Origin of the sequence: Anaeromicrobium sediminis, from assembly GCF_002270055.1 — a bacterium.
Taxonomy (GTDB): domain Bacteria; phylum Bacillota; class Clostridia; order Peptostreptococcales; family Thermotaleaceae; genus Anaeromicrobium; species Anaeromicrobium sediminis.
Map to the genome: position 1 here is coordinate 28,940 of NZ_NIBG01000024.1, position 23,839 is coordinate 52,778.

The window sequence follows — 23,839 nt, forward strand, 5'->3', positions numbered from 1 at the left end:
ATATTAACATAATATATTAATTAGGGTGTGAATAAATCAAGAAAAAAATTACTACCTATTCATTTAAAGTTAAATTCTTAAATCGTTCCTGTTTAACTTATACTTTAGGATTTTCCATATGTACTTAACATAAACAAAAAGAGTGAGGTTTTAAATAACCTCACTCTTTTTTTGTTCATATACTAATCCTTCTAAATTATCATATTCACTTATAAGTATTTTATCTTTTCCAATTCTGTCTAATATCCTTTTTAGAATTACAGCCCCTGTATATATAATATCAGCCCTTTTAGGTTGTAATCCTGCCATATGCTTTCTTTCCTCTAAAGTCATTTTCTTTAATTGACCTATAATCATTTCTATATTTTTTATTTCTAACTTAGTATTATGAACCTCATCTTCATCGTAAATCATCATTTTTTTATCCATAGATGCCATAGTTGTAGCTGTACCACCTATACCCACAACCCAATCTATAGGTTTATCCTTCATATTACCTATTATATCTTTTATACTTTCATCTATATAATCTATAAGTTTTTCTTCTTCTCCCTTTGTAACCAATTCATTTTTAATGAATTTTTCTGTTAATCTAACGGCTCCTATATCTATACTTTCCAATAGTTTAATATTTTTTCTATCTCCATAAATAAACTCTGTACTTCCGCCACCAATATCTATTATGAGAATATTCCCCACTTCATCTAGGCCCATTATAACACCTAAGTATCCTAATCTAGCCTCTTCTTTACCTTCTATTACATGGACTTTTTTACCTGTTCTACAAAGTACAGCATCTACAAATTCATTTCTATTTTTAGCATCCCTAACAGCACTAGTAGCTATTATTGGAATGTTTTTAATCCCTTTATTCTCTGCCATGGATACAAATTCTTCTATAGCATCCACACTAATTTTTATTCCTTCTTGAGACAAACGTCCTGTATGATCAACCTTCTGTCCAATTCGAGTACTATTTAATGTTTTTTTTCTATATATTTTACCCTCTTTTTCTTCCCATAGGAGAAGCCTTATGGAATTAGTTCCCACATCTATAGCTCCATATTTATCCATGTTAAACACCTCTTAGTATTTGGATTAAGGATAGTTACTCCATATAACTAACCGTTCCTTTACATTATAAAACCGAGACAAAATGTCTCGGTATTATTATTTAGATACTTCTCTTTGCTCCATGTCCATTTGAACGTCTAGAAGCCTTCATAGATTTCTTTGAATGTTGTTGTCTTTCATCACTATCTTTTAAGAATTGAGAAAGCTTATCCTCAAAACTCAAACCTCTCTCTTGTGGTTTCTTTTTCCATTGAGGACCATCCTGTTTCTTAAATCTCTTTGGCCTATTACCACTAGCGGCATTGGCATTAGCATTATTAGTTTTAGGCATAGCCTTTCTAATAGATAAACTTATTTTCCCCTTTTCATCTAAACCAATGATTTTAACCTTAACCTTTTGGTTTTCCTGTAAATGAGAAGCTATATCCTTTACATATCCATCTGCCACCTCTGAGATATGGCATAAACCTGTCTTTCCTTCTGATAGTTGAATAAAAGCACCAAAGCTAGTTATACTTGTAACAGTGCCCTCTACAACTTTACCTATTTCAACGGGCATAAGTAAAATCTTCCTCCTTTTAAATAATAAACAATTGCTGATACAATTATATGTCATATTTATAATAGTGTCAATATAAGTAAGTTCTAAGGTTTTATGGATTTATTTGCATCTATGTATATAATTTCATTTTTCTTAACCATTTTTAGTTCTTCCCTAGCAACCCTTTCCACATACTCTATACTATTACTGTTTTCATACTCATATTCTAAGGATTTCTTAGTCTCCTTTAAACCTTCTAATCTTTCCTCTAGAATTATTTTTTCTTGCTCTAATCTATGTATTTTTACTTTGCAATATGCAAATGTTCCTCCTACATATAATAACAATAATGCCAAAATTATATGCAAAACTTTAATTTTTTTTCTTTTTCTCTTTTGCATACTTTAACCACTCCTAGCATTTTATACATCTATTTACTAGAACAATTCTATATACACAAAAAAAATCCTCTTTATTTTTTATCTTTAATGTACTTTAGGTATTTTTTCGTATCTTTCATTACCCTATTTGGTATCCTTTTTATTCTCTTTAATTTTCTCACATGGGGCTTTGTGATTTTTTTTACCTTCCTAATAGGAATTTTACCTATTTGGAATAGTTTTTTTATAGGATTAACTACTAATTTTATAATAATCTTTTTTAGCTTAATCAAAAATTTTACTATACAGGTAATTATGATCTTACTCAAAAGCAAATTATAAGACAGGGCCCCTACTAAAAAGCCTGCTATAGTATAAAATCTTATTTGACCTTCATTTCCAAATACTAATACTAGCGTGGCTATTATAGATATAAGTATCCAAAATATAAAATCCTCTACCATAGTAGCTATCTTCTTAGGTGAGAATATGAGCCTAAATATACGATATAGATCATATATAAATCCAATAATTATTCCACCATATAAAGTCACTAAAAACACGTAGGTCTGCTCAGATACATATGTCAACATACAATCACCTCTTAAAAAAAATAACCGCTAGGCGGTCATCTGTTATTTTTTAAATTTCTCATGTTAACTCTATGATTTCATGAGTCTATCTATTATTTAAACATCTTACCTAAGAAACCTACTCCTTTGCTTCCTAATGAATCCTTATCTGTATATACCATAGAATCTACAGTTCCCTTAACAACCACATTTCCATCTTCTAGATTTAATTTATTCATATCTAACTCACTACCTCTTATAGTTAAAACCCCTCTAATAGTCTCTAGTATTACAGTATTTTCATCAAAGCTATGAACATGTTCAACTCCGGACACACTTATTTTTTCTCTATCTTCAAGAATAATATTTTGACTTCTTCCCTTTATACTTCTTCTTTCTTCCATATTATCACCCTTCTTAAAGCCTTCTTCTTAATTAAAGTTATGAAAAAATATGGACTTTTATTACAAAAAATCATACTTTGTATGATTCGTTATGGAACCCTATGGTTCCCGTAGGCGTACACTAAAGTTGCTGAACACCCTCCTTCAAAGAGGAAGTGGAATTCTTCCTCCACATCCCTTGTTTTTTTGCTTTTGGAAAGTTTATGAAAATTTATTATTTCTTTGTAAGTAGAAATAAAAAGAAACCTAACATTAGATTTCTAAGTTAGGTTTCTACTTAATTACTTCATACATGGTCTTAGAGGTTTCCTTAGTTACATGTTCTAATAATTCTAAAACCTTTATAACAGATTCTCTTTCACCATATGTAATACTTATATTATCATTTATATTCACTTCCGAAGAAGGTTTGGCCAATTTATCGTTTATTTTTACTCTTCCTTGTTCACAGGCTTCCTTTGCTACAGTTCGCCTCTTAATCAATCTAGAATTTTTAAGAAATTTATCTAGTCTCATTATTTCCTCCTATATGACAAAAAGCCTTCCTCTAGAAAAACTCTCAAGGCTGACTTTTTTAATAATATCTTATATATTACAATAAAAAAGCAGGCTAGCTGCTTTTTTTATTATAATCTATTAAGCATTTACCATATCTTTTAATGCTTTTCCTGCTTTGAATACAGGTGCCTTAGAAGCTGGGATTTCAATTACTTGTTCTGGATTTCTTGGGTTTCTTCCTTGTCTAGCTTTTCTTTCTCTAACATCGAAAGTTCCAAATCCAACTAATTGAACCTTTCCTCCGTCAACTAATGCTTCTTCAACGCTTTTCATAAATGCATTTAATGCCGCCTCAGCATCCTTCTTAGTTAAACCAGCCTTGTCAGCCATGCTTGCTACTAATTCCGCTTTATTCACAGTAATTTCCTCCTCTTATTTAGAATACGTATATGCATATTCTATCTTTTATTTGAAAATCCTTCTTTTAACTAGTATTTTTTATGTTTTTTATGTTTTTATGTATGTTTTTCTGATTTTTTTGCTTCATCCCATAGTTTGTCCATTTCTTGCAAAGACATGTCCTTAAGGTCTTTCTCTTGTATTTTAGCACATTCTTCAATAAATGCAAACCTTTCTATAAACTTTTTTGTAGTTCTATTTAAGGCAATTTCCGGGTCTACCTTTAAAAATCTTGCCACATTTACAACAGCAAATATTAAATCTCCTAGTTCTTCTTCTATTCTTTCCTTTTTCTGTGATTTGTAAATTTCTAGTAATTCACCTAATTCTTCATGAACTTTTCCTATGGCATCTTCCACTTTATCCCAGTCGAAACCTACACCAGCAGCCTTCTTTTGTACCTTATAACTTTTAATCAATGCAGGCAAACTCTTTGGAATTCTCTTTAAACCTTCCGTATAACTTTCCTCTTTTTTCTCCTCACGTTTAATCTCTTCCCAGGTTGTTATTACTTCATCTGAATTTTGAAGATTTAAATCTTTAAATACATGAGGATGTCTAGATACTAGTTTTTCACTAATTCCTTTAATTATGTCATTTAAAGTAAACTCATAATTTTCACGGGCTATTTGAGCATGAAATACCACTTGTAAAAGTAAATCTCCAAGTTCTTCTTCAAGTAACATGGAATCTTTCTCTTCTATGGCTTCCACTACTTCATAAGCTTCTTCAATTACGTAAGGCTTTAAACTTTCATGACTTTGCTCTCTATCCCAAGGACAACCATCTTCACTTCTTAGTAATTTCATTATATCCACTAAATCACTAATATTTCTAGGGTTTTTTATATTATTTTCGATTTTTGGTACATATATACTAGTCAAATAGTCATAATCATCTAAATGATCCATTTCATATAGCTTTACATGATGTATTTTTTCTATACCTTCAATTCCAGCTCCCCTTATAACTATGATTTCATGGTCATCATTATAATATTCCATCATTTTAAGTTTTACATTAGAAGCTGTAATTTTATCATATACTTGAGTTACTATAACATTAGTTCTAGTATTAGGTATTTGATAATCTAATCTTAAGGCATCTACTATAGTTAATCCTTCCACAGGATCCTTTTTAAGGACATAAAGCATAGCCTCTATAAAACTGCTAGATTCTATATAATCTATATCTATACCCTTTTCATCTAAAAGGGTCACAGTAGATTCAGCTACAAAGGGGCTACCTGGCACTGCGTAAGTTATTTCATCCTCTTTAAGTAAATTTAATATGGTATCTACTATACTTTCATATACCCTATTAAAATCTTCTGTTTCTTCGTAAATATGGTCAAAAGTTTCATATTTTATTCCTATTTCATCTAAATATTTAACTACAGGATGTTTTTTAGTTCTTAAATATACTTTTTTTGATTCTTTTAGTTTATCTAAGGCCCCTATAGTCAAGTAATTTTTGCTTCCTGGCCCTAATCCTACAACAGTTAATTTATTCAAAAAATCACCTTCTCATTTTCTTCTAGGTTGTTTTATTTCTTTAGTAGTCCTATTTTATTTAATATTTTACTTATTTTACTTCCTCCTGGAACCATCTGAAAATCTTCACTTGTTACAGCTCCTAAACATAGTAACATGAATATATATATAACTCCACCTGTTGCCACACCACCTAATGTGGCTATTTTGTTTCCTACAAAGTTTATTATTGTATTATATATAAACATTACAGAAATAGCCATAGCTCCTACAGCCACTACAGGTTTTATAACAAAATTCACAAGACTAAATTTAGTTTTAGTATATTTCTTCACATATATGAAGTTTAATATACTTGCCACTAAATAGGCTGCCACAGTTCCTGCAGCTGCTCCTTTAACATTAATAGCAGGTATAGCTGTTAAAGTATATGTGAAAGCTATCTTAAAAATAGCACCTATAAACAAGTTAATCACAGGTATTATTGGTTTTCCTAATCCTTGAAGTATGGCTGTAAATGTTTGAACTAAAGTTAAAAATATTACTCCCCAGCCTAGAACTTTAAGAACTTCTGCTGCACTAGCTGCACTATCCATTTGAAGTGGGTATAAAAGCAACATTATAGGCTTAGCTAAAATCACTAGTCCAATGGCTGCTGGCAATCCTATTAGAAGTGCTACCCTAGTACCTGCTAACACAGTCTCTTCTAATCCCTTATGATCATTTTTCTTATAAAAATGAGATATGGCTGGTACTAAACTCATGGCTAGAGCTACAGTTAAAACTTGTGGTAAGTTTATAAGTGGCGCTGCCATACCAGTGAACTGTCCATATAAGCTATTTGCCACATCTTGAGTATATCCTATGGCAGTTAATCTTCTCATTACTAATGCTGCATCTATAGTGTTCATTACAGGAAGTATAGCGGCTCCTATAGTTATAGGTATGGCTATAGCTAAAATTTTCTTAATTATGTAAGATGCACTCTCTTCCTTGCCTTTAATTCCATTTTGTATTCCTATTAGTATTTTCCCTTTTCTCTTATAATATATAACCATTACTATTAAAGTTCCAGTTATGGCTCCTGATGCGGCCCCAAATGAAGCTCCTGCTGCTGCCACTTCTATTCCCTTTGGAAGTAAAAACATGGCTAGAGCTATTCCTATTACAACCCTACCAAACTGTTCAAATATCTGAGATATGGCCGTTGGAAACATATCTTGAAGACCTTGAAAATAACCTCTAAAAGCTGCCATAACAGGCACAAATAAAAGTGCTGGTGATACAGCCAACATGGAATAATATGCCTTATCATTTTTAATAAAACCAACTAATGTTTTAGCTCCAAAGAACATTATGGAAAATGTTACTATTCCCACTATTAATAATAGCCTAAATGATACTTTAAATATTCTATGAGCTCCATATCTATCTCCAACAGCATTTTTTTCTGCCACAAGTTTAGATATGGCGGTAGGAATTCCTGCAGTGGATACAGTAAGCAATAATACATATATAGGATAAGATGCCTGATAATACCCCATACCTTCTGATCCTATTATATTTCCAAGTGGAATCCTAAAAAATGCTCCCATTATCTTTACTATTATCCCCGCTGCCCCTAGTATGGCAGCTCCCTTTAAAAACGATTTATTACTCATCAAAAATCCTCCATATTTCATATTTAACAAATATATTATATCAGATTGTAGCACAAATAAAAAAGCCATACTTCGTATAGATATGCTACTTCTAATTTAAACATACATAGCCTCTTACCTATGAAGTGAAATAAATCAAAAATTCTTGAAAGTGTGGAACATCACAACATCTTATGATGTAAACAATTGCGAACCTTCCACCGAGTGTATAAGATTCATACTGCATAATGTGATAGTGACTTCACTTGAAAGAATTTTTGATTTATTTCACTGAAATGGGTTCACATGAGCATCTACTAAAAAAGTAGTAGCCAAGGAGGCTACTACTTTTATTATGTATTATTGTTCCATTTGTTTTCCTAAAAAACTAGCTGCTGTTTCAGCAGTTTTTAATTCAATCTCTCCTAGTTCTTTGTCTTCGTCCTTAGACATGAGTACTACTGCACCGATGGCGTCTCCTTGAGTAATTATAGGAGCTATAATTTGGGAAGAATATTTTTGTTCATCACTAAAATCCGACGTTAATGGATAAACCTTTTCTTTTCCTACTGATAATGTAGGCTTTCTATCCTCCATTATTCTTTCAAAGGCTTTACTTACTCTTTTTTCTAAGAACTCTTTTTTAGAACCTCCAGCTATGGATATAATCGTATCCCTATCAGCTACCATTGCCATACACCCTAAAGAATCACTTAAGGCTTCTGCGTATTCTGTAGCAAACTCGCTTAATTCTCCTATAGGTGAATATTTCTTTAAAATAACTTCTCCATCTCTATCAGTAAATATTTCTAAAGGATCCCCTTCTCTTATTCTCAAAGTTCTTCTTATTTCCTTTGGAATTACCACTCTTCCTAAATCATCAATTCTTCTAACAATACCTGTTGCTTTCACAATAACTTCCCTCCTAGTACTGTAATTAACTTTTATTATTCCATCATCTTATAGGTATATTATTTTACTCTTATACTTTTTTTATACATGGTTGGAAATCTTTTATTATTAAAAAGTTTATTTCAAAAAAACTTACTTTTTTCCATGAATCATGTGAAATTTTTCCTCATATTACAATTATAATTTTATATTTTTAAACATAAAAAAGGCATACTTTGTATGCTTCGCTATGGAACCCTATGGTTCCCTTCGACGCAATCGAAGTTGCTGAGCCCCCGCCTTCAAAGAGGCAGAGGAATCCTTCCTCTACAACCCCTTAATTTTTTATTTATATACAGTTTTAAAAAATTATAATTTCCTAATAAATAAAAAATAGCCTATATATAGGCTATTTATCTTGTTCTTTTTATTCCTTTTTATCTTCTTCTTTATTTTCCTCTGCTTTTAATTCATATTTTTCTACTTTATATTCTTTCTTTAATGATTCTAATTTATTCACTATGCTTTCATCTGTTAGTTTACTTTTTATTTCTTCTTTAACATCTTCAAACTTTATTACTTCATTTTTTTTCTCTTCAACTTTAATTATATGATATCCGAATTGAGTTTTAACTAAATCACTAATTTCACCTGGCTTTAATGAAAATGCTGTTTGTTCAAACTCAGGAACCATAACTCCCTTAGGGAAGAATCCTAAATCTCCACCCTTTGTAGCTGAACCTGGATCTTTAGAAAATTCTGTTGCAAGGGCTGCAAAATCTTCTCCAGCCTTTAACTTTTCAAGTATTTCTTTAGCTTTATCTTCTTCACTTACAAGTATATGTCTTGCTCTAACTTGTTCTATATTATATGTGGCACTATTTTCATCATAATATTTCTTTAATTTTTCATCGTCTAAACTTGTATCAGCAATTACCTTCTCTTGGAATTTTTTAGCATAAAGACCACTTCTAATTACCTGTTCTTTAACAAATTCTTCATCCATATCATTTTCCTTTAAGAACTCATTAAAGTCTTGATCTTTTCCTATACTTTCTTTATATTGTTCATATTCCTTTTGTACTTCTTCATCTGTTATTTGAATTTTTTCCTTTTCCATATATCTTTTGATAACTTCATCATTAATCATTTTTTCTAATACATTTTCTTCAACTGCCTCAAGGAATGTTTTTCCCCCTATGTCCACAGTCCAAATCTTGTCTCCGTACATTTGCTCATATCTCTTTTTAAATATGGAAAGTTGTCTCTCGTATAAATCTTTCTTTATATAAGTATCTCCTACTTTTGCCACAGCATCAGCTGGTGGTTTTTGAGTACACGCTACTGAGAATACCAATGCCAATATTAAAGTTAATATGAGCATTGACTTCTTTTTTAATTTCTTAAAATTCAATTTAATCGCTCCTTTGTCATTAGTGATTATTAGTTAAAGTCTATATTAAAAGCATTACTCCTTTAACATACTTATACTAGGTATTATATATTAATTTACTTTTTCTGCAAACTATCTATTTTATCTAATAGTTGCTTTAAGTCACTATATTTTCTAGCATCATTATAGTATTTTAGCCTAATATAAGGTTCTTTTCCCCCATTTATCTCTATTCTATTTTTATAAAAACTTATTAACTCTGCTAAAATCATAGGATTCATATATTTTGCATCCTTGAATATTAACTTAGCATGAGTTTTAGTTTCAGATATATTTATAATGCCCAGTTTCTGAGCTATGGCCTTCATATAAGCTATATCAATCAAGTTCGAAACTGCCTTTGGCAGAGTACCAAATCTATCTAAAACTTCTTCTTCAACTTCTTCTGCATCATCTTTAGACCTTATGGTTGCAATCCTTTTATATATTTCTAGTTTATGCTTTTCATCTTGTATATATCTACCTGGTATGAAAGCATTTATATTTATTTCTACACTTGTTTCTATCTCATCTTCTACTTCTTCACCCTTTAATTCTTTTACTGTTTCTTCTAAAAGCTTACAGTATAAGTCATAACCTATAGCCGACATATGACCATGTTGCTCTCCACCTAGTAAGTTTCCAGCACCTCTAATTTCTAGGTCTCTCATGGCTATTTTAAAACCAGATCCAAATTCTGTAAACTCCCTTATGGCTCTAAGTCTCTTTTGCGCTATTTCCGTTAATATCTTATCTTTTTCGTAAGTTAGGTATGCATAGGCCCTTCTATTAGTTCTACCAACTCTACCTCTTAACTGATAAAGCTGAGATAGTCCCATTTTGTCAGCATCATATATAATAACTGTATTCACATTAGATATATCTAATCCCGTTTCAATTATAGTGGTACATACTAACACATCATATTCTTTTTCCATAAAATCTAACATTACATTTTCTAATTCCTTTTCACCCATTTGTCCATGGGCTACACCTACTTTAACTTCTGGTAATAGATTCATTAGATCTAATGCTATTTTTTCTATTCCCCTTACCCTATTGAATACAAAATATACTTGACCACCTCTGTTTACCTCTCTTAATATGGCCTCCTTTATCATATCTTCATTATATTCCATAACATAAGTTTGTACTGGATGTCTATCCTCTGGAGGATCTTCAATTACACTCATATCCCTAAGACCAATTAAAGACATATGAAGGGTTCTAGGAATAGGTGTGGCCGTTAAAGTAAGTACATCAACATTCTTTCTAAGCTGCTTTAGTGCCTCTTTGTGTTGCACCCCAAATCTTTGTTCTTCATCTATTATTAATAATCCTATATCTTTAAAATGTAAATCCTTAGATAGGATTCTATGGGTTCCTATTATCACATCCACATTTCCTACCTTTAATTCTTTTATGGTCTTTTGTTGTTGTTTAGCTGTTCTAAATCTACTTAAGACTTCCACATTTACAGGGAACTTTTTAAATCTTTCACTTAAAGTATTGTAATGTTGTTGCGCTAATATGGTAGTAGGAACTAAAAAAGCCACCTGTTTTCCATCCATAACAGCTTTAAATATGGCCCTTATGGCAACTTCCGTTTTTCCATATCCCACATCACCACATAAAAGCCTATCCATTGGCATTTCTCTCTCCATGTCTCCTTTTATTTCTTCTATACATCTCAATTGGTCTTGAGTTTCTTCATAGGGAAACATGTCTTCAAACTGCCTTTGCCATGTGGTATCCTTATCAAATTTATGTCCCTTAGCAGTTTTTCTTATGGCACTTAATCTAAGAAGTTCATTGGCCATATCTACTATGGCTCCCCTAACTTTCGCCTTAGTTTTTTTCCATTCAGAACCGCCTAATTTATTTAACCTAGGTTTAACTGCATCTGAACCTATATATTTTTGAACCATATCCATTTGTTCTATGGGAACATATAATATATCTTCACCTAAGTACTTTACCTTTAAATAGTCCTTTTTAGCTCCTTGAACACTTAATTGTTCTACCCCAATATATTTTCCTATACCGTGGTTTTCATGGACCACATAGTCTCCTACCTTTAAATCAGTAAAAGATTTAATGGGCTTGCCATTTTTTTTCTTTTTACTTCTTCTCTTCTTCTTTACAGCACCATATATTTCCTTCTCCGTAAGAAGTAATATTTTATTTTTTACATATTCAAATCCACTACTTAAGCTACCCTCTAGAATAATTATTTGTCCTGGTTGAATAGAAACATTAAAATCTTTAAAATATGTGGACTCTAAGTGTGCTTCTTCTAAGGACTCTTTAATTGCTTGTACCCTATCTAAAGTAGATGCCAATAGAATAATTTTGTATCCATCATATTTAAAATTTTTAATTTCCTTAGAGAGTAATTCCCTTTTTCCATTTAATACAGGTGCCATTTTAGACAATAGATTAATCTTTTTTAAAGGGACTAGTTTATCGTCTTTTTTAGGCAAATTATTGAATATGAAAATCTTCTTTTTTTCTATACTCTCTACCACATCATCATAAGTTACCATTATATTTGCTTGATTTGGTAATACTTCACCCTTTTCTAACAAAACCTTAAAGGACTCTCTAAATTCTTCATTTATAAATTTAGCCCTTTCTTCCACACGGGAAGGTTCATCTATAAATATGAAACTATCATCACTCATATAATCTGTTACTAAATTAGTTTCTTCATAAAAATAATTCAAATAATTTTGTATACCTTGTGGAAGAATCCCATTTTCTAGTTGTTCTATTAGGCCTCTTATCTTACTTCTTAGATTATCCTTCGGACCCTTTTTTAATTTCTTTAGATGATTTTTCATCTCACTTTCAAGCTTATCTATAGAGTCTTTATAGTCCATATCTATTAAAACTTCATTAGCTGGCTCTACACTTATCTTTTTTAATTTTTCTTTAGATAATTGGGAGTTTATATCAAAAACTCTTATAGAATCTACTTCATCATCAAACAATTCAATCCTGTAGGGCAATTTACTATGAAAAGAATATATATCTATAATTCCACCTCGTACACTAAATTGTCCCTTACCTTCTACCATAGATGCTTGTTCATAACCTAATCTTAAAAGCTTTTTAATAATCTCATTTCTCTCTATTATCTGACCATACTCTAATGAAAATATACTTTTATTAAATTCTTCCCTAGGAATAAGTCTATATAATAGACCTTCAATAGAGGAAACTAATATGGAAGGTTTCTCTCCATTGATACTAATTAACCCCTGTAGCCTTTCTTCTAGATTTTCATGGCTATGGGCATCATAATTGTAAAATAAAATTTCCTTGTTAGGAATCAGGTTAACGTTTTCATCTATAAAAAACTTTAAATCTTCAACTATTTGTTTTGCCTTTATCTGGCTATGAGTAATTATTAAACACTTTTTCTTGTTAAGTTTATATAAAGAAGATACTATATGAGAAATCTGAGAATCTATGGTACCACCTATTTGTATTGGACTCTCTAGCATATTTACTGAATCTTGTATCTCTTCATAAGCATCTATTTTTCTTATCTCATTAATAAAAACATTGTCTTTCAATAAAACCATCACCTCACAAAGTCAAATAGACCTAGCCCAAATTTTTCATATTTGGGCTAAATCCTTTAACCATTATATCTATTCATTGCTAAATCAATTCCATCTTTTATTATGAATTCTACAGAATCTGCTGCCTTATCTATAATTTCCTCTATTAGTGGTTGTTGTTCTTTTGAAAATTTTCCTAAAACAAAATCTGCAAGTTTTCCATATTCAGGCTTTCCTATGCCTATTCTTATTCTTGGGAATTTATCCGATACTAATTCATATATTATGGATTTCATACCATTGTGGGTTCCAGCACTTCCTTTCATTCTTATTCTCATTTTCCCCACTTCCGTATCTATATCATCATATATTACAATTATTTTAGATATATCCACTTTGTAATAATCTACTATTTCTTTTAAGCTACGTCCACTTAAGTTCATGTATGTAATAGGTTTTACTAGCATAACCTTTTCATTGTTTATTCTTCCCTGTCCTATTACAGCTTTATGTTTTACTTTATTAATATCTATATTATTATTTTCTGCAATTTTGTCTATAACATCAAACCCAACATTGTGTCTAGTCTTATTATATTCTTTTCCTGGGTTTCCAAGACCAACTATTACGTACACTCTTATCACTCTCCTAAATATTCAACTCTTTAATTATATCATAGTTAGGTAATAATCCTAAAATAGTTTAACCTTATTAAGTCACCTATATTTACTATGACACTATTACAGTAGTATTATATTTATCTTTTTAAAAAAACAAAAGTGGAAGAACAAGTCTTCCACTTTTTATTAATCAAATAACTTACTTACAGATAAGTTTTCATATATTCTCTTTATAGCCTCAGCAAATATTCCTGCCACTGATAGACAGTTTATATTTTTTATTTTCTTATCATCATCAAGTTCAATAGTATCAAGTAATACTAATTCATCAATTTCAGAATTGTTAATTCTCTCTATTGCTGGTCCTGATAATACAGGATGAGTACAGCATGCATAAACATCTTTAGCTCCAAATTCCTTTAAAGCACTAGCCGCATTAGTAATAGTTCCTGCTGTATCTATCATATCATCTATTAATATTACATTTTTACCTTCTATATCGCCTATAATATTCATTACTTCTGATACATTAGCCTTAGGTCTTCTCTTATCAATTATAGCTATAGGTGCATCTAAGTATCCCGCAAAGTTTCTAGCTCTAGTTACACTTCCTAAGTCTGGAGATACTACTACTAAATCTTCAATGTTTCTTTCTCTGAAGTGCTTAGCTAATATTGGTACACCTAAAAGGTGATCTACTGGAATTTCAAAATATCCTTGGATTTGTGCAGCATGTAAATCCATAGTAAGTACTCTGTCTGCTCCTGCTGCCGTAATTAAATCTGCTACTAATTTTGCTGTGATTGGATCTCTAGCTTTTGCTTTTCTATCTTGTCTTGCATATCCATAATAAGGAATAACTGCATTGATTCTTCCTGCAGAAGCTCTCTTTAATGCATCTATCATTATTAAAAGCTCCATTAAATTATTATTTACAGGTTCACAAGTTGATTGAATTACAAATACATCTGCACCTCTTACAGTTTCATTTATATTTACTGAAATCTCGCCGTCACTAAAAGTTCCAACGTGAGCATCTCCTAATTCAATTTCTAACTCCTTGCAAATTTTAGAAGCCAATTCTTTAGATGCATTTCCTGCAAATACTTTGATCTTTTGTCTATTAGTATTCATTTAATATCCTCCTTAGGCTATTTGTTTTTTAGAAGTCCTTTTCTTTCTACCCATCCTTCTATATTTCTTTGCTTTTGCCTAGCTACTGATAAAGCTCCCTCTGGAACTTCTTTAGTTATAGTAGAACCTGTAGCAATATAAGCACTTTCTTTTATAGTTACTGGAGCTACTAAGTTACAATTACTTCCCACAAAAGCATTGTCCTCAACTATGGTTTTATGCTTATTCTTCCCGTCATAGTTAACAAATACTACTCCACAACCTATATTAACACCTGAGCCAACTTCCGCATCTCCTATATATGCTAAATGGGATGCCTTAGAATTATCTCCTATAGTTGCATTTTTAACTTCAACAAAGTCTCCTATTTTAGCTTTTTTACCTATTTTACTATTAGGTCTTAAATATGCATATGGTCCTACAGTAGTTTCTTCATCTACAAAACTGTCTATTATAGTAGAGCTTTGAATTTCCACATTATCCTTAATAATAGAGTTTTCAATTCTAGTATTATGTCCTATAGAGCATTCATTCCCAATAATAGTATTACCCTTTATTATTGCACCTGGATAAATTATAGTGTCTTGCCCAATTTCCACTTGAGCATCTATATATGTATTATTAGGGTCTATCAATGTAACTCCACTTTCCATTAGTTTGTTTAATGTTCTGTCTCTCATTATCTTCTCAGCTGCGGCCAACTGAACTCTTGAGTTTACTCCTAAGATTTCTTCCATATCCTCTAATACATAAGAACCTACTTTATGTCCTTTGTCATTTAGTATTCCTACTACATCTGTTATATAATATTCCTTTTGACTATTATTATTATTTAATAAGTCTAAGGATTCTTTTAAAAGCTTTGCATCATATAAATACATTCCAGAATTTATTTCAGTAATCTTAAGTTCCTCTTCATTTGCATCCTTGTGTTCAACGATTTTTTCCACATACCCTGCTGTATCCTTTACAATTCTTCCATATCCATAAGGATTATCCACATGAGCTGTCAAAACTGTAGCTGATAATTTATTTTCCTTATGATAGTCTATCATTTCTCTTAGTGTGTCTGCTTTAATCAAAGGAGTATCCCCATATAATAAAAGAACATAACCTTCATCTTTAATATATTCTTTTGCTTGCAAAACAGCATGACCAGTGCCTAATTGTTCCCTTTGCAGAACAAAATGTACATCATCTTTAACCGTTTCTTTTACCTTGTCTGCACCATGGCCTATTACCACTACTGTTTCTTCACAATCCGAACATTTAGCCACATGTATAACATGTTCTACCATAGATTTTCCACATACCTTATGCACTACCTTTGGAAACTTAGATTTCATTCTAGTTCCTGCACCAGCTGCTAATATAATTGCTGTAGTCTTTTCCATTTATAATCACTCCCTATTATACATCATTTATATATACTATAGAACACAAAACTTTATTTTTCGACAAGTTCTATGTCCTTATTTTTTCCTTTTTTTCGATAAATAGTATATCACTTTTCATACCATATAACCAACAATAAACTTAATATTTAAAAATTTTTTAAGACAAATGTTAAGTATTCATCATTTAAACCCAGATTATATGCAATAAAAAAAACCTTATTGATGAGAACTATAATAAGTATTTCCATCATAAAGGTTTTTAATTTAAAAATATCAGGCTTGTACATTACTCATCTTGGCTTAATTTTGCCTTTTCATAAGCATCAAATATTTTGTCTTGTAATCTAGATCTAGTTTCTGAGTTAATAGGATGAGCTATATCTCTAAAATCACCTTCTCCTATTTTTCTACTAGGCATAGCAATAAATAATCCATTTAGTCCTTCTATTATTTTAATATCATGTACAACAAATTCATTATCGAAAGTAACTGACACTATCCCTTTCATTTTTCCTTCATCCTGGATTTTCCTTACACGAACATCTGTAACTTGCATCCCTTTTACCTCCTTCCTGGTCTCATACAAAATAAGCTATTTAACATGTTCTCCAAATATTTTTTATTTCCTTCTTTATTTTCAAAAATATTTAAAAAATTTTAACTTTTTGAATAAAAAAAATTATATTTTTAAATATTCTTTATTTTCAAAACAATGTTTTGTAATTATTGTTAATTCTCTTATATATCATTTCCCTTGATAAAAAAGGCATGCTTCATATGCTTCGTTATGGAACCCTATGGTTCCCGCAGGCGTCTGCTATCGCGATCTGAACACCTTCCTTTAAAGAGGCAGGGAATGTTCCCCCACCCCCTTGATTTTTTACTTATCCATAGTTTTGAAAATTTATAATTTCCTAGTAAGTAAAAAAACTAAGCTAAATACTGCTTAGTCTTTTCTGTAATTAGATATATAATTTTTACCCCATTTATCCATTTGTTCTAATATAGGCATTAATTTTTGACCTTCTTCGGATAAGGAGTATTCTACCATGGGAGGAATTTGATTATAAATTTTTCTATTTATTAATCCATCTTCTTCTAAAGTTCTTAATTGTTGTGTTAACATTTTTTGTGTGATTTTCGGAATGATTCTTCTAAATTCATTAAATCTTATAACTTCATGATTTCCTAGGTTCCACAATATAAGGCCTTTCCATTTTCCACTTATTAATTCTAAAGTTACTTCTATTTCACATCTATAATTACTACAACTCACTTTATTAGTTCTATCTTTAGGCATATTTTATTATATTCACCATCCTTTGAAAATTTTTTTTAGGAATTTGTCCAGTGTAATAACAATAGGCAACCCCTATTATATCAGTATTTTAATAAATTATAGTTTTTCCATTAGTTTCCTTTTTGAAACTATCCTACTAAAAAGTGCCCTCTTCGCACAGGTTTATTATATTTGTATAATGAATCATGTGCTGAGGCACAGAAAGTTATATTTAATAAAAAAACAACTAAAAAAATTATATCATAAAATGAATGGAGGAATGAACATGGCAAGATTCACAATACCAAGAGATGTTTATTTTGGAGAAGGAGCAATAGAAGAATTAAAGAATTTAAAAGGGAAAAGGGCTGCCATAGTAATTGGTGGTGGTTCAATAAAGAGAAGTGGAGCATTAGATAAAATAGAAGGATATTTAAAAGAAGCTGGAATGGAAACTACACTTATAGAAGGGGTAGAATCAGATCCATCAGTTGATACCGTAATGAATGGCGTAAAAATAATGCAGAAATTTGAACCAGATTGGATAGTTGGAGTAGGTGGAGGTTCACCTATAGATGCGGCAAAAGCTATGTGGATATTTTACGAATACCCACAATTTACATTTGAAGAAGCTGCAAAACCATTCTCCCTACCAGAGTTAAGAACAAAAGCGAAATTTGCAGCAGTAACAACAACTAGTGGAACTGGTACAGAAGTTACATCATTCTCAGTGATAACAGATAATAAAACTGGAGTAAAATATCCAATAGCTGATTACAATATAACACCAGACATAGCAATAGTAGATACTGATTTAGCTCAAACAATGTCACCAAAATTAGTAGCACACACAGGAATGGATGCATTAACTCATGCTTTTGAAGCATACGTGTCAACAGTAAGAACAGTATTTACAGATGCACTAGCAATGAAATCTATTGAAATGATGAAAGAGAACTTAGTAAAGTCATTTGAAGGAGATACAAAAGCAAGAAGTGAAATGCACTTAGCACAATGCCTTGCAGGAATGTCATTCTCAAATGCAATCCTGGGAATAGTTCATAGTATGGCACATAAAACAGGAAAGATATTTAGTATTCCTCATGGATGTGCAAATGCAATATACTTGCCATATGTAATTCAATTTAACCAAAAAATTGCTGGTAAAGCTTATGCTGACATAGCAAGAAGATTAGGCCTAGCAGGAAATAATGAAGAGGAATTAGTGAATTCATTAGTAGAAATGGTAATAGATTTTAATAAAAAAATGAATATTCCACTTACATTAAGAGAATTTGGAGTAAGTGAAAAAGACTTTAATGACAAACTTGAAGAAATTGCAGATACTGCAGTAGCAGATCCATGTACAGGTACAAATCCAAGAGAGATATCGGTAGAAGAAATGAAAAAACTATTTATTTGTGCTTACAATGGTGAAAAAGTAGAATTTTAATAACAAATTATGAATATAAGACTAAAGGCTCTACTGAGTGCTTAGTCTTTTTCAAAAACATTAGTTAAAACTAGTATAAGAAGTTGATTTTTATTTAGAAATAATAGGAATTTATTAATACATGTAGAATAAAAGTAATATTAGAAAGCTTTTTCAAGTTGTTTATCTATAATAAGATTTTGTTAATAAAGGACATGATTTTAATTACTTAATTATAGAAAGGAGATGGAAATGATTATAAATGAAAAAATGAATAGAAAAGATATTGGACTTGCCTTGCTTGTAGTGACGGTTTGGGGAGCTAATTTCACTGTGATTAAATTGGGTCTTGCTGGAGTACCTTCCATGCTATTAGCTGTTTTGCGCTATGTGTTAACCGCATTTCCCGCTGTTTTCTTTGTAAAGCGTCCTGCCATAGAATGGAGATATTGTATTGCCTATGGATTGGCAGTGGGTGTCGGCCAATTTGGTTGCTTGTTTTATGCCATGGATATAGGTATGCCAGCGGGTATTGCTTCTGTGGTTCTTCAATCTCAAGCATTCTTTACAATTTTATTTGCAGCAGTGCTTTTAAAAGAACCACTAAAGGTAAGACAACTGATAGGCCTTGTAGTTGCTTCACTGGGTCTTTACCTCATAGGTACAAATGGAGGTGCTAACGGAACCTTATCCATTCCTCTTGGAGCATTTTTATTAAGTCTTTTAGCCGCCGCTTGTTGGAGTGGCTCCAATATAGTAATAAGATATGCTGTCAATCATGCAGCTTCTAGGGGAGAAAAATTAGACATGCTTAGCCTTGTTGTCTGGTCAAGTCTTGTACCTCCTATTCCTCTTATGATACTTGCGCTCATGTTTGACACGCCTGAAACATTATTACACGCAATTACTAATTTGAATGGAGTATCTATTTTTGCTGTCTTTTATCTTGCTTTTTTCGCAACATTAGTTGGATATGGCACATGGAGCGGATTAATTGCTAAGTATTCTGCAGGCCGAGTAGCCCCACTCTCTTTACTCGTTCCTGTCACTGGACTTATTACCGCTCGTCTTGTTCTTGGAGAACAGCTTTCCTCCCTACAGTGGGCCGGAGGTTTGGTTATAGTTCTTGGCATACTCATATCAAATTTTGGCCTAGCACCAATGAAATTCTTACTTAAGGCTAAAGATTAAAAGCTGTACTTAAAGCACAGCCTTAAAAAACCAACTAAAACAAAAAAGGTTAGCCTATGCTAACCTTTTAAACTAACTCTTCATTAGGATATATTATTACATTTTGTTCCCTATCATCTATGTGATCTAATACAAGTAATGGAATATAATCTTTTACAACCTTAGCTTCTGGTTCCTTAGTACTTATTAAGACTCCTATTCCTACCACATTTGCATCAAATTCACGCATCATATCTACCATTCCCTTAGCCGTTCCTCCAGCCTTCATAAAATCGTCTATTATGATTACATTAGACCCAGGTTTAATAGCGCGCTTTGATATGGACATGGTTTGAATTTTACCAGTAGACCCAGATAAATAATTAATACTAACAGTAGACCCTTCCGTAACTTTACTATCTCTTCTTAAGATTATAAGTGGTACATTTAGTGCATTTGCCGTCATCATAGCTATAGGAATACCTTTAGTTTCTACTGTGATTACGTAATCGATTTCCTTGTCCATAAATTGAGTGGCAAAGATGTTCCCAACCTTTCTCATAGTAGCAGGGTTATATATTATATCTGCCATATATAAAAATGGACCTGGTATAATTCTTTTAGGATCTTTAAGTTTGTTACAGACTTCATCTAATATTTCCTTAGTTTCTTCTTTAGTTAAGACAGGTATATATTTTACCCCTCCAGCAGCTCCTGGCACAGTTTCTATCTTGCCCAGTTCTAAATCTTCCATCAGTTTCTTTGCTATGACAATATCTTCACTGATACTAGATTTGGCTGCATTGAATTTATCCGTAAAATAACTAAGATTAAATAAATGATTTGGATTATCAGTCAATATTTTAACTAATGCTCCGATTCGTTCATTTCTCTTTATTTTCATTCTTTTCCATTCTCCATTCAATTTTTTCGTTTAATATTATATTATTGCTTTTTACACAATTATTCAATACATTTATCTTCCAACAAATATTTTTATGTTATAATTTTCTAAGAAAACTTTTTGTTCATATTTATCATTTCACATTCTTTTTATAAATATATATAAATATGGCTATAATTAACAATAAATTTTATTAAGTTTTATTGGAGGATTTTATAATGTTTGATTTTGATTTAGATAAACATAGTATAAACCATATACATTTTATCGGAATAGGTGGAATAAGTATGAGTGCTTTAGCACAAATTCTTATTAACTTCGATTATAAGGTTTCTGGATCTGATATGAATGATTCAGAAATCACTAAAAAACTTTCATCACAAGGGGCCACTATACATATAGGCCATAATAAGAATAACATATCTAGTCCAGATTTAGTAGTATATACTGCTGCAGTGAAAGAAACTAATCCAGAATTAATGGAAGCTAGGACTAAACAAATTCCTATCCTATCTAGGGCAGAAATGTTAGGACTTCTTATGAAAAAATTTAAAAACAACATAGCCGTGGCAGGTACCCATGGAAAAACTACCACCACATCTATGATCTCTGTAATTTTAGACTACAATAAATACTCTCCTACCATATTAGTTGGTGGTCAACTAGATAACATAGGAGGTAATGTTAAAGTCGGGTCTAGAGATTACTTTATTACAGAAGCATGTGAATATGTGGGAAGCTTCTTAAAATTCTTCCCTACAGTTGGAATTATTTTAAACATTGAAGAAGACCACTTAGATTATTTTAAGGACTTAAATCATATTAAAAATACCTTTAGAGAATTCATAGATTTAATCCCAAATGATGGCCTTTTAATAGCTTATGGTGATGATCCTAATGTACAAAATATAATAGACCATGTAAATTGTAACTTAATCACTTATGGTCAAGATAATAATTCAGATTACTATCCTATAAATATTTCTTTCAATGACCTTGGATATCCTTCTTTTAACTTGTATAAAAAGGATAAATTACTAGGAAAAATAAATTTGAGAGTTCCAGGCGAACACAATCTATACAATTCCATAGCATCAATTGCATGCTGTCATCATTTTGGAATAGATATTGACCATATAAATGAGGCTCTAAATACCTTTGGTGGTACCCATAGAAGATTTGATTTACTCGGTAATATTAATAATATAAGAGTAGTAGATGACTATGCTCACCACCCAACAGAAATAGAAGCCACATTAAAAGCCGTATCCAATATAGATCATAGTAACCTATGGTGTGTTTTTCAGCCCCATACCTTTACTAGAACCATATCCCTTTTAGATGAGTTCTCAGAGGCCTTTGATGGAGTAGATAATCTCATTATCACAGACATTTATGCAGCTCGAGAAAAGGACACAGGACAAATTCACTCTAAGGATTTAGTTGAAAAAATCAAAATGCGTAATGATAAAGTGACATATATGAAAGAATTTGATTCCATAGTAGATTACATTTATGAAAATGCTAAACCAAATGACTTGGTAATTACTATGGGAGCTGGAAATGTAAATAGAATTGGAGAAAAATTAGTAAATAAATTAAAAGGCTAGGATTTTATCCTAGCCTTAAACTATATACTCATACTACTTTTGATTATTTCACCTATATTTTCACTATAATATGTCTTGTTTTTATAAGTAATACTATTTTCATATATCTTAACCTCAAACTCTTCTCCTGTCACATTAAAGGTTAAGGTATATTTCAATTCTGATTCATCAGGAGTCACCATTGTTTCTGACTTTTGTGAGTGGATTAGCATTCTAGCTAACTCCCTTGGATAAAACACTTCATCTTCTAAGTCAAATATATTATCCTTATCATCTATTACTATCTTTGTACTATTTAATAAATACTCTATTGAATCCCTATCAAAAACCTTATCTATTTTATATTTATCCATTAAATAATTCCAAAGTTCTCCATCATATTCATAAAACTCCTTAGAATCATAGGAATCAATTAATATTGTCTTTTCATTTAAAAGCTTTATATTATATACCATATCCCCTATGCCCACTTCTATATGATAATTTGGGAATATGGCACTTAAATTCATATTTTCTTCCATAACTATTGGCTTTTTCAAAGTAATATTTTCTAAAAAATCTTGAATTTCTTCATTATTGAGAGTCCACACACGAGATACATCTTTAGCTAAAATACTTATTTTATCCACATCATTAAATCTCAAGTGTTTAGAGTATCCATATACATATATGATTCCCAATTCATCTATAATCCTTTGTATTTCTTCTACATTACCTTCATACACATTACTTCCACCTGTAGGATTGTCTACTATAATATACTTGTCATTTAATTTTATTTTAATATTTTCGCTTTTTACATGGAGAGTATATAGATTCTCACTATACTTTTCCTTGTCTTCTTTAGATGACATTACTAAATTAAGGTCCATTCCCTTTAAAAGAGCTACAATTTTATCCGATTTATCCTCTTCCACCTCTATTACATTATCAGGAGAAGATTTACATTCTATATATAATTCATTAATATTTTCAACAACTTCTTTAAAAGGGTCCTTCTCTTGTACTGCTGGTATTTCCTCTTTAACTTCTTCAACTGCCACAGTACTTTTTTCCTTTACTTCTTTCTTCTTATCCAAAATAAAGAAAGTAATAGATCCACTTACACTTCCAAGTACTAAAAACAGTATTACTAATCTTACTATTACTTTCGTGTTTTTCACTGTTTATCACTCCTAAGTTAATCATAAAACATTTATCTATAAAATAGCCCATTCTTATGTTTTTATACATCCTTCATTTTTATACATATTCTGCATATGCATTAAAAGTCCTTCCTACCCCTATAATTATATTAATTTTATTTAAAAATTCCTATAGGCAAATAAGACTTAACTGCA

Annotated in this window: 22 protein-coding genes; 3 read left to right on the forward strand and 19 right to left on the reverse strand. The window is 31.1% G+C overall.

Annotated features, from left to right (window positions below):
* Positions 1-150: 150 nt before the first annotated feature.
* The 17 genes from CCE28_RS18385 to CCE28_RS18465 all read right to left on the reverse strand — a co-directional run bounded on the left by CCE28_RS18385 (position 151) and on the right by CCE28_RS18465 (position 17,404).
* Entirely contained in the window at positions 151-1,074 is a 924-nt protein-coding gene (locus CCE28_RS18385) for a Ppx/GppA phosphatase family protein (protein WP_095135197.1), read from the reverse strand.
* A gap of 100 nt (positions 1,075-1,174) precedes the next feature.
* On the reverse strand, positions 1,175-1,633 hold the full coding sequence (locus CCE28_RS18390) for a S1 RNA-binding domain-containing protein (RefSeq protein WP_095135198.1): 459 nt from the start codon (positions 1,631-1,633) through the stop codon (positions 1,175-1,177).
* Between the two features lie 86 nt (positions 1,634-1,719).
* Positions 1,720-2,016: an FtsB family cell division protein gene (locus tag CCE28_RS18395; protein WP_095135199.1), complete on the reverse strand. Its 297-nt coding sequence runs from the start codon at positions 2,014-2,016 to the stop codon at positions 1,720-1,722.
* A gap of 71 nt (positions 2,017-2,087) precedes the next feature.
* Positions 2,088-2,588, reverse strand: coding sequence for a spore cortex biosynthesis protein YabQ (gene yabQ, locus CCE28_RS18400; protein WP_095135200.1), 501 nt, complete (start codon positions 2,586-2,588; stop codon positions 2,088-2,090).
* 92 nt (positions 2,589-2,680) lie between these two features.
* Positions 2,681-2,971 carry a sporulation protein YabP gene (yabP, locus tag CCE28_RS18405; protein ID WP_095135201.1) on the reverse strand — a complete coding sequence of 97 codons (291 nt, stop codon included), beginning with the start codon at positions 2,969-2,971 and terminating at the stop codon, positions 2,681-2,683.
* A gap of 273 nt (positions 2,972-3,244) precedes the next feature.
* Positions 3,245-3,487 carry an RNA-binding S4 domain-containing protein gene (locus tag CCE28_RS18410; protein WP_095135202.1) on the reverse strand — a complete coding sequence of 81 codons (243 nt, stop codon included), beginning with the start codon at positions 3,485-3,487 and terminating at the stop codon, positions 3,245-3,247.
* 120 nt (positions 3,488-3,607) lie between these two features.
* Positions 3,608-3,886: an HU family DNA-binding protein gene (locus tag CCE28_RS18415; RefSeq protein ID WP_095135203.1), complete on the reverse strand. Its 279-nt coding sequence runs from the start codon at positions 3,884-3,886 to the stop codon at positions 3,608-3,610.
* A gap of 98 nt (positions 3,887-3,984) precedes the next feature.
* Positions 3,985-5,442 carry a bifunctional methyltransferase/pyrophosphohydrolase YabN gene (gene yabN, locus CCE28_RS18420; protein WP_095135204.1) on the reverse strand — a complete coding sequence of 486 codons (1,458 nt, stop codon included), beginning with the start codon at positions 5,440-5,442 and terminating at the stop codon, positions 3,985-3,987.
* A gap of 32 nt (positions 5,443-5,474) precedes the next feature.
* A complete protein-coding gene (locus CCE28_RS18425; RefSeq protein ID WP_095135205.1) occupies positions 5,475-7,082 on the reverse strand; it encodes a putative polysaccharide biosynthesis protein in 1,608 nt (535 codons plus the stop codon).
* Between the two features lie 339 nt (positions 7,083-7,421).
* Positions 7,422-7,973, reverse strand: coding sequence for a stage V sporulation protein T (gene spoVT, locus CCE28_RS18430; protein WP_095135206.1), 552 nt, complete (start codon positions 7,971-7,973; stop codon positions 7,422-7,424).
* Positions 7,974-8,379: 406 nt separating this feature from the next.
* On the reverse strand, positions 8,380-9,366 hold the full coding sequence (locus CCE28_RS22345) for a peptidylprolyl isomerase (protein WP_095135207.1): 987 nt from the start codon (positions 9,364-9,366) through the stop codon (positions 8,380-8,382).
* Between the two features lie 95 nt (positions 9,367-9,461).
* Positions 9,462-12,965, reverse strand: coding sequence for a transcription-repair coupling factor (gene mfd / locus CCE28_RS18440; protein WP_095135208.1), 3,504 nt, complete (start codon positions 12,963-12,965; stop codon positions 9,462-9,464).
* Between the two features lie 65 nt (positions 12,966-13,030).
* Positions 13,031-13,588, reverse strand: a complete 558-nt coding sequence (pth, locus tag CCE28_RS18445; RefSeq protein ID WP_095135209.1) for an aminoacyl-tRNA hydrolase — start codon at positions 13,586-13,588, stop codon at positions 13,031-13,033.
* Between the two features lie 171 nt (positions 13,589-13,759).
* Positions 13,760-14,707: a ribose-phosphate diphosphokinase gene (locus CCE28_RS18450; RefSeq protein WP_095135210.1), complete on the reverse strand. Its 948-nt coding sequence runs from the start codon at positions 14,705-14,707 to the stop codon at positions 13,760-13,762.
* A gap of 17 nt (positions 14,708-14,724) precedes the next feature.
* Positions 14,725-16,101 carry a bifunctional UDP-N-acetylglucosamine diphosphorylase/glucosamine-1-phosphate N-acetyltransferase GlmU gene (gene glmU, locus CCE28_RS18455; RefSeq protein WP_095135211.1) on the reverse strand — a complete coding sequence of 459 codons (1,377 nt, stop codon included), beginning with the start codon at positions 16,099-16,101 and terminating at the stop codon, positions 14,725-14,727.
* 289 nt (positions 16,102-16,390) lie between these two features.
* Positions 16,391-16,660 (reverse strand): septation regulator SpoVG, encoded by a 270-nt coding sequence (gene spoVG / locus CCE28_RS18460; protein ID WP_095135212.1) that lies wholly within the window; start codon positions 16,658-16,660, stop codon positions 16,391-16,393.
* Positions 16,661-17,050: 390 nt separating this feature from the next.
* A complete protein-coding gene (locus tag CCE28_RS18465) occupies positions 17,051-17,404 on the reverse strand; it encodes a winged helix-turn-helix transcriptional regulator (protein ID WP_095135213.1) in 354 nt (117 codons plus the stop codon).
* A gap of 265 nt (positions 17,405-17,669) precedes the next feature.
* Between CCE28_RS18465 and CCE28_RS18470 the strand changes: the two genes are divergently transcribed.
* Complete coding sequence (locus tag CCE28_RS18470) at positions 17,670-18,836, forward strand: iron-containing alcohol dehydrogenase (protein WP_095135214.1); 1,167 nt, start codon at positions 17,670-17,672, stop codon at positions 18,834-18,836.
* A gap of 231 nt (positions 18,837-19,067) precedes the next feature.
* Positions 19,068-20,006, forward strand: a complete 939-nt coding sequence (locus tag CCE28_RS18475) for an EamA family transporter (protein WP_242973026.1) — start codon at positions 19,068-19,070, stop codon at positions 20,004-20,006.
* Between the two features lie 67 nt (positions 20,007-20,073).
* Here the strand turns inward: CCE28_RS18475 and purR are convergent, their stop codons facing one another.
* Positions 20,074-20,889: a pur operon repressor gene (gene purR, locus CCE28_RS18480; RefSeq protein ID WP_095135215.1), complete on the reverse strand. Its 816-nt coding sequence runs from the start codon at positions 20,887-20,889 to the stop codon at positions 20,074-20,076.
* 218 nt (positions 20,890-21,107) lie between these two features.
* Between purR and murC the strand changes: the two genes are divergently transcribed.
* On the forward strand, positions 21,108-22,499 hold the full coding sequence (gene murC, locus CCE28_RS18485; RefSeq protein WP_095135216.1) for a UDP-N-acetylmuramate--L-alanine ligase: 1,392 nt from the start codon (positions 21,108-21,110) through the stop codon (positions 22,497-22,499).
* Positions 22,500-22,519: 20 nt separating this feature from the next.
* Here the strand turns inward: murC and CCE28_RS18490 are convergent, their stop codons facing one another.
* Positions 22,520-23,662, reverse strand: coding sequence for a hypothetical protein (locus tag CCE28_RS18490; RefSeq protein WP_095135217.1), 1,143 nt, complete (start codon positions 23,660-23,662; stop codon positions 22,520-22,522).
* Positions 23,663-23,839: the final 177 nt, after the last annotated feature.

Excerpts from the sequence above, each read along its gene's own strand:
- CCE28_RS18470 (WP_095135214.1), top strand. The coding sequence starts at position 17,670 with ATGGCAAGATTCACAATACCAAGAGATGTTTATTTTGGAGAAGGAGCA.
- CCE28_RS18475 (WP_242973026.1), top strand. The coding sequence starts at position 19,068 with ATGATTATAAATGAAAAAATGAATAGAAAAGATATTGGACTTGCCTTG.
- purR (WP_095135215.1), bottom strand. The coding sequence starts at position 20,889 with ATGAAAATAAAGAGAAATGAACGAATCGGAGCATTAGTTAAAATATTG.
- glmU (WP_095135211.1), bottom strand. The coding sequence starts at position 16,101 with ATGGAAAAGACTACAGCAATTATATTAGCAGCTGGTGCAGGAACTAGA.
- CCE28_RS18385 (WP_095135197.1), bottom strand. The coding sequence starts at position 1,074 with ATGGATAAATATGGAGCTATAGATGTGGGAACTAATTCCATAAGGCTT.
- yabP (WP_095135201.1), bottom strand. The coding sequence starts at position 2,971 with ATGGAAGAAAGAAGAAGTATAAAGGGAAGAAGTCAAAATATTATTCTT.
- CCE28_RS18450 (WP_095135210.1), bottom strand. The coding sequence starts at position 14,707 with ATGAATACTAATAGACAAAAGATCAAAGTATTTGCAGGAAATGCATCT.
- CCE28_RS18465 (WP_095135213.1), bottom strand. The coding sequence starts at position 17,404 with ATGCCTAAAGATAGAACTAATAAAGTGAGTTGTAGTAATTATAGATGT.
- murC (WP_095135216.1), top strand. The coding sequence starts at position 21,108 with ATGTTTGATTTTGATTTAGATAAACATAGTATAAACCATATACATTTT.
- CCE28_RS18390 (WP_095135198.1), bottom strand. The coding sequence starts at position 1,633 with ATGCCCGTTGAAATAGGTAAAGTTGTAGAGGGCACTGTTACAAGTATA.
- CCE28_RS18410 (WP_095135202.1), bottom strand. The coding sequence starts at position 3,487 with ATGAGACTAGATAAATTTCTTAAAAATTCTAGATTGATTAAGAGGCGA.
- yabQ (WP_095135200.1), bottom strand. The coding sequence starts at position 2,588 with ATGTTGACATATGTATCTGAGCAGACCTACGTGTTTTTAGTGACTTTA.
- spoVG (WP_095135212.1), bottom strand. The coding sequence starts at position 16,660 with ATGCAAGTTACAGATGTTCGTGTAAGGAAAATCCAGGATGAAGGAAAA.
- CCE28_RS18395 (WP_095135199.1), bottom strand. The coding sequence starts at position 2,016 with ATGCAAAAGAGAAAAAGAAAAAAAATTAAAGTTTTGCATATAATTTTG.
- CCE28_RS18425 (WP_095135205.1), bottom strand. The coding sequence starts at position 7,082 with ATGAGTAATAAATCGTTTTTAAAGGGAGCTGCCATACTAGGGGCAGCG.